Annotated in this window: 4 protein-coding genes and 1 pseudogene; all 5 read left to right on the top strand. The window is 39.5% G+C overall.

The window, feature by feature from the left end; all coding sequences use genetic code 11:
* On the top strand, positions 1-351 hold a 351-nt coding region (locus EP737_RS24445; protein ID WP_215628811.1), incomplete at its 5' end, for a PfkB family carbohydrate kinase.
* A 310-nt stretch (positions 352-661) separates the two neighbouring features.
* Positions 662-988, top strand: a complete 327-nt coding sequence (locus EP737_RS24440) for a hypothetical protein (RefSeq protein ID WP_129731922.1) — start codon at positions 662-664, stop codon at positions 986-988.
* A 175-nt stretch (positions 989-1,163) separates the two neighbouring features.
* Positions 1,164-1,424: an HPr family phosphocarrier protein gene (locus tag EP737_RS24435; protein ID WP_129731920.1), complete on the top strand. Its 261-nt coding sequence runs from the start codon at positions 1,164-1,166 to the stop codon at positions 1,422-1,424.
* A 636-nt stretch (positions 1,425-2,060) separates the two neighbouring features.
* Positions 2,061-2,450 (top strand): tautomerase family protein, encoded by a 390-nt coding sequence (locus tag EP737_RS24430; protein ID WP_129731918.1) that lies wholly within the window; start codon positions 2,061-2,063, stop codon positions 2,448-2,450.
* 142 nt (positions 2,451-2,592) lie between these two features.
* Positions 2,593-3,309 (top strand): annotated as a pseudogene (gene iolA, locus EP737_RS24425) (methylmalonate-semialdehyde dehydrogenase); the annotation flags it as partial.

The following is a 3,309-nucleotide window of genomic DNA, read 5'->3' as shown; positions in this document are numbered from 1 at the left end:
GGAAAGAACGAAGATACAATCAGCTACTTGTTTAATCATTCCCCTGAATTGGTTGTTATTAAGCACGGTGTAGAAGGATCCTATGCTTACACAAAATCAGGCGAAACATTCAGAGGCCGTGCATACAAGACACAGGTATTAAAAACGTTCGGTGCAGGTGATTCCTATGCTTCTGCGTTCTTATATGCTTTAATCAGCGGCAAAGAGATTGAAACAGCTTTAAGATACGGCGGTGCATCAGCTTCTATCGTTGTAAGCAAGCATAGCTCTTCCGAAGCAATGCCAACAGTGGAAGAAATTGAGCAATTAATTGCTGAAGGATCTTACATCGAGGTAGGAGTGACAAACTAATTGAAATGAAGGTGCTTCCGAGAACAATGACAGACGGCTACGAGGGCAGCTAGTAGAACTTTGGAGTACCTGAAGTATCTAATCAAGAAGGTGTTTAAAAAGCATATGAGTTGAAACAACAAAAGCTTAAAAATGCCAAACAATACTAATAGAAAAATAGGAACCCGTATATAATCTATTAATTTGTGAGTTATAATGCCATTTCGAATAGCTTATATATGGGCTCCGCTTCATTTGGGACAGACTTTACCTGTTGGCGAAGTTGTCCTTTTTTATAATAGTACTAATAAGCTTAAGCAGGGGGATTTTGATGAGAATTAGAGGAGAAGTTTTTAAACAAAGACCGTATCCAAAGCTTTGGTATAACAATAATGATTCTATCTTCTTTCTTGAGGCTGAACATGGAGTTCAGATAGGTGAAGATCGAATTAAGATTCTTCCCATTTTAAGTGAAGAACTAGAAGTTTCTTTGATGGTTGGGGAAAGAGTCGAGATTGAGGGCGAAATCCAATGGAAGCGAATTATTACACCCTCAGGTAAACTTAGTTTTTTCCCTACTCCAGTTTTTATGATGCAAGATATAAAAAAATTAGTTTCTGTATCAAAACCAATTGATAGAGTTATGGAATGTGTATGATTTTCGCCATTCTAGCCTGAAAGCAACTCGACGTAGCGAGAAATTTTAGGAATACAGTATAAGTAGGGCTACGCCTTTGTCTTCGCCCAAAGGCAGGGCTTGCCAATCGGCGAGTTTTCTTTAATATCGATTATGTAGATACCTTATAATCCTGGAAAGAGAGGGTAGATGTTTCATGATGGAGAGAAAAGTTGTCATCCAGCTTCAGCACGGTCTTCAAGCTCGGTATGCGAATCAATTTGTACAAAAGTCATCTTCCTTTAACAGTGAAATCAGCATTGTTAAAAATGGGAGGATGGCAGCTGCGAAAGGTATTATGGGGGTGATGGCTTTAGTCATTAGAAAGGGAGAAGAAATCACCCTGCTTGCAAATGGAAGCGACGAACAAGATGCTATTGTAACCCTAGAAGGTTTCCTTTCCAGCAAGGGATGCTGAACGTATCACACTTCTATTAAGTAAATGAGTAGTTTTTAATCATAAACAGAGAACGGGGATGTCGAACGATGGAAAGAAGTTTATCAACGGAGTTTATCCGATAATAGCAATCCCCTTTTCTGAATCAACCTATCCGGCTTTGGTTCCTATGTCTTTTTCACCGCCAAAGTCCCCCTGACCCGGAGTGCCTAATCTTCGCGAAATAGCTATTTGCAATGTAAGTAACTCCACCATCTCTAATATCCTTCTCCATAAAATTTGCTGCCGCTTTGGCAATTGTCCTTTTGTTTTTACACTGTAGGAAAATATAAAATTCTAGCTAGAAGTGAATTCGACGTAGTCGGAAGTTTTAGGAATATAGTATAAGTAGGGCTACGCCCCTGTCTTCGCCTACCGGCTCGCCAATCAGCGAGTTTTCTTTATTACGTGTTTGTTTTTGGTTGTAAGATAATCGATTGCCCTTATTTCCTGATAATCTAAATTTGGGTGAATTTTAGGCATATCTGAGCCCTGCTTGGAATTCAGATTGTGAAGGTATAAAAGTTTAGGTTATACGCACTATATGGTTGTTAGTTATCCTTACTCCGCGCGCCATTGGCTTAGTGTAACTAAATTAACTTTGGAGGTTATTCATTTATGCCGTTAATCAGATTTGATTTGATAGAAGGGCGAGACGAGGAGTCAATAAGAAATCTATTAGATGCTTCTCACCGAGCAATGGTTAAAGCTTTCGGTGTACCTGAAAGAGATCGTTATCAAATCGTTCACCAGCATCCTGCTCATGAACTAATTATAGAGGATACTGGTTTAGGTTTTGAGAGAAGTAACAACTTGGTAGTAGTAAGTGTAACCAGTAAACAAAGAAGTGATGAACAGAAGCAGAATCTTTATAAACTTTTAGTTCAAGAACTTGGAGAAAAATGCGGCATAGAGCCTAATGATATTATGGTTTCTATTGTTACCAATGGGGATGCTGATTGGAGTTTTGGACTAGGAGAAGCCCAGTTTTTGACCGGTAAACTATAACTGAAATTGGTTAAAAGGAGTGCGGGAATTTTTCAGGCAAAGACCCAAGTAAACTAAGTTTTTGAGATGATTGGCAATAAACAAAAACACATTTTCCAAGGAGGTAGAAGCTATGTCGTAAGCAGTAAAGCTAAAAAATTACATTAATGGTGAGTGGGTTGAAAGCAAAACAACAAAATATGAGGATGTTTACAATCCAGCTACAAAGGAAGTAATTGCCCAAGTTCCGATCTCAACAAAAGAAGATATTGATTATGCGATCGAGGTTGCTGCAAAAGCATTTGAAACATGGCAAAAGGTTGCAGTGCCGCGACGTGCAAGAATTCTGTTTAACTATCAACAATTACTAACAAAGCATAAGGAGGAATTGGCTAACCTTATCACAATGGAAAATGGAAAAAGCCTGACTGAGGCACGCGGGGAAGTGCAACGTGGAATTGAGAATGAAGAATTTGCTGCCGGAGCACCTTCTTTAATGATGGGGGATTCATTAGCTTCCATTGCTACAGATGTTGAAGCAACCAATTATCGATACCCAATAGGAGTTGTCGGGGGAATTGCACCATTTAACTTCCCAATGATGGTGCCTTGCTGGATGTTCCCAATGGCAATTGCCCTAGGTAATACATTTATTTTAAAGCCATCTGAAAGAACACCGCTCTTAACAGAAAAATTAGTTGAGCTATTTACAGAGGCAGGGCTTCCAAAAGGTGTATTCAACATTGTTCATGGTGCGCACGATGTTGTGAACGGTATTTTAGATCACCCTGAAGTGAGAGCCGTTTCCTTTGTTGGTTCTAAGCCTGTCGGCGAGTACGTATTTAAACGAGGCAGCGAGAATCTCAAACGTGTTCAGTCA

It is taken from the genome of Ectobacillus funiculus, assembly GCF_004138295.1.
Taxonomy (GTDB): Bacteria; Bacillota; Bacilli; order Bacillales; family Bacillaceae_G; genus Ectobacillus; species Ectobacillus funiculus.
This window is presented reverse-complemented; position numbering and strand designations above follow the sequence as displayed.

Coding starts and splice junctions, on each gene's coding strand:
- EP737_RS24430 (WP_129731918.1), top strand. CDS start 2,061: ATGCCGTTAATCAGATTTGATTTGATAGAAGGGCGAGACGAGGAGTCA.
- EP737_RS24440 (WP_129731922.1), top strand. CDS start 662: ATGAGAATTAGAGGAGAAGTTTTTAAACAAAGACCGTATCCAAAGCTT.
- EP737_RS24435 (WP_129731920.1), top strand. CDS start 1,164: ATGATGGAGAGAAAAGTTGTCATCCAGCTTCAGCACGGTCTTCAAGCT.